Here is a 3,597-nt window from a genome sequence, read left to right on the forward strand (position 1 = left end):
AGGGTGGCCATTGTGTGTGTTGCTACGTTGAGTCCGGCGGTGTCCTACTCTCCCACAGGGTCCCCCCTGCAGTACCATCGGCGCTGAGAGTCTTAGCTTCCGGGTTCGGAATGTGACCGGGCGTTTCCCTCTCGCTATAGCCGCCGAAACATCTTTCGATGAATCGAACCTATATTTTTTAGTTATAGAGCCCCTCGGTGTTTATGAGACACCGTGGGGCGTTGTTCTCGACCGTACATCGAGAACCACATAGTGGACGCTTGCAGCTTATTCAAACTGGTGTGTTATCAAATTATTGGCTTATTAGTACCGGTCAGCTCCGAGGGTCTTTAGTCCCCTCTTCCACATCCGGCCTATCAACGCAGTAGTCTAGCTGCGAGCCTCTCCCCCGAAGGGATGGAAATCTCATCTCGAAGCCGGCTTCCCGCTTAGATGCTTTCAGCGGTTATCCGTTCCGAACGTAGCTAATCAGCGGTGCTCCTGGCGGAACAACTGACACACCAGAGGTTCGTCCATCCCGGTCCTCTCGTACTAGGGATAGATCTTCTCAAATTTCCTGCGCGCGCAGCGGATAGGGACCGAACTGTCTCACGACGTTCTAAACCCAGCTCGCGTACCGCTTTAATGGGCGAACAGCCCAACCCTTGGGACCTACTCCAGCCCCAGGATGCGACGAGCCGACATCGAGGTGCCAAACCATGCCGTCGATATGGACTCTTGGGCAAGATCAGCCTGTTATCCCCGAGGTACCTTTTATCCGTTGAGCGACAGCGCTTCCACAAGCCACTGCCGGATCACTAGTCCCGACTTTCGTCCCTGCTCGACTTGTCAGTCTCACAGTCAAGCTCCCTTGTGCACTTACACTCGACACCTGATTGCCAACCAGGTTGAGGGAACCTTTGGGCGCCTCCGTTACTTTTTAGGAGGCAACCGCCCCAGTTAAACTACCCACCAGGCACTGTCCCTGAACCGGATCACGGTTCGAAGTTAGATATCCAATATGACCAGAGTGGTATTTCAACGTTGACTCCACCTGAACTAGCGTCCAAGCTTCACAGTCTCCCACCTATCCTACACAAGCCACACCGAACACCAATACCAAGCTGTAGTAAAGGTCACGGGGTCTTTCCGTCCTGCTGCGCGTAACGAGCATCTTTACTCGTAATGCAATTTCGCCGAGTTCGCGGTTGAGACAGCTGGGAAGTCGTTACGCCATTCGTGCAGGTCGGAACTTACCCGACAAGGAATTTCGCTACCTTAGGATGGTTATAGTTACCACCGCCGTTTACTGGGGCTTAAATTCTCAGCTTCGCCTTGCGGCTAACCGTTCCTCTTAACCTTCCAGCACCGGGCAGGCGTCAGTCCGTATACATCGTCTTGCGACTTGGCACGGACCTGTGTTTTTAGTAAACAGTCGCTTCCCACTGGTCTCTGCGGCCTTCGAACGCTCCAGGAGTAAATCCCTTCACGCCTCAGGCCCCCCTTCTCCCGAAGTTACGGGGGCATTTTGCCGAGTTCCTTAACCACGATTCTCTCGATCTCCTTAGTATTCTCTACCTGATCACCTGAGTCGGTTTGGGGTACGGGTGACTAAAACCTCGCGTCGATGCTTTTCTTGGCAGCATAGGATCACTGATTTCGTCCGTGAGGACTACCCATCGGGTCTCAACCTTCATAAGAGACGGATTTGCCTATCTCTCGGCCTACATCCTTAGACCGGGACAACCATCGCCCGGCTCAGCTACCTTCCTGCGTCACACCTGTTAATACGCTAACCGCACCAGCATAGGGTCGCACGCTAGGCCCCACGCTTCACCCCGAAGGGATCCATCTAGAGGATTCAGATGCTTAGCATTACTGGATTAGTTTGGGCGGTTTTTCGCCAGTACGGGAATATAAACCCGTTGTCCATCGACTACGCCTGTCGGCCTCGCCTTAGGTCCCGACTTACCCAGGGCGGATTAGCCTGGCCCTGGAAACCTTGATCTTTCGGAGGACGGGTTTCTCACCCGTCTTTCGCTACTCATGCCTGCATTCTCACTCGTGTAGCCTCCACGGCTGGTTTACACCGCCGCTTCGCTGGCCACACGACGCTCTCCTACCCATCAACACGGCTGAACCAACACCACAAGGGTGCGGCTTACCAAAAATATCAATGCCACAACTTCGGTGGCGTGCTTGAGCCCCGTTACATTGTCGGCGCGGAATCACTTGACCAGTGAGCTATTACGCACTCTTTCAAGGGTGGCTGCTTCTAAGCCAACCTCCTGGTTGTCTGTGCAACTCCACATCCTTTCCCACTTAGCACGCGCTTTGGGACCTTAGTTGGTGGTCTGGGTTGTTTCCCTCTCGACGATGAAGCTTATCCCCCACCGTCTCACTGCTGCGCTCTCACTTACCGGCATTCGGAGTTTGGCTGACGTCAGTAAGCTTTTAGGCCCCATCGGCCATCCAGTAGCTCTACCTCCGGCAAGAAACACGCAACGCTGCACCTAAATGCATTTCGGAGAGAACCAGCTATCACGAAGTTTGATTGGCCTTTCACCCCTATCCACAGCTCATCCCCTCCATTTTCAACTGAAGTGGGTTCGGTCCTCCACGACGTCTTACCGTCGCTTCAACCTGGCCATGGATAGATCACTTCGCTTCGGGTCTAGGACATGCGACTGAATCGCCCTATTCAGACTCGCTTTCGCTACGCATTCCCCTCTCGGGTTAAGCTCGCCACATATCACTAACTCGCAGGCTCATTCTTCAAAAGGCACGCTGTCACCAGAAATCCGCACCACGAATGGCACAGCCTGGCTCCAACGGTTTGTAAGCAAACGGTTTCAGGTACTATTTCACTCCCCTCCCGGGGTACTTTTCACCTTTCCCTCACGGTACTTGTTCACTATCGGTCATGTAGGAGTATTTAGGCTTATCAGGTGGTCCTGACGGATTCACACGGGATTTCTCGGGCCCCGTGCTACTTGGGATACTCTTCGGGCGATAACTGCATTTCGACTACGGGGTTCGCACCCTCTATGACCAGGCTTTCAATCCTGTTCGTCTATACAACGCTCTAACCCTCACTGTTCGGCAGAAGCAGCAGAAAAGTCCCGCAACCCCGACCATGCAACGCCTGCCGGCTATCACACATGATCGGTTTAGCCTCATCCGGTTTCGCTCGCCACTACTAACGGAATCACTATTGTTTTCTCTTCCTGTGGGTACTGAGATGTTTCACTTCCCCACGTTCCCTCTACCCGCCCTATATATTCAGGCGGGAGTCACCAGGTCACCCAAAGGGCCTGGCGGGGTTTCCCCATTCGGAAATCCTCGGATCACAGTTCGTTTATCAACTCCCCGAGGCTTATCGCAGATTACTACGTCCTTCTTCGGCTCTACATGCCAAGGCATTCACCGTTTGCTCTTAGAAATTTGATCATCACATGAGTTTGAATCGATTAAGTGCCGCGAATAAATTCGCGACCGAAATTGACCAATGATCACACACTCAAAAAGTGTGTTGATCTTTGTAATTCGCAGTCCGAAGACTGTCAAATATAAGATGCTCGCGTCCACTGTGTAGTTCTCAAAGTACGGGCGGTACCC

General features: G+C 53.1%; 2 rRNA genes. Both read right to left on the reverse strand.

The window, feature by feature from the left end:
• Nucleotides 1-31 precede the first annotated feature (31 nt).
• Nucleotides 32-148 (reverse strand): 5S ribosomal RNA (gene rrf / locus CXY81_RS00090).
• Nucleotides 149-283: 135 nt separating this feature from the next.
• A 23S ribosomal RNA gene (locus tag CXY81_RS00095) occupies nt 284-3,429 on the reverse strand.
• Nucleotides 3,430-3,597 lie beyond the last annotated feature (168 nt).

It is taken from the genome of Cryobacterium sp. M25 (genome assembly GCF_002929635.1).
Lineage (GTDB): Bacteria > Actinomycetota > Actinomycetes > Actinomycetales > Microbacteriaceae > Cryobacterium > Cryobacterium sandaracinum.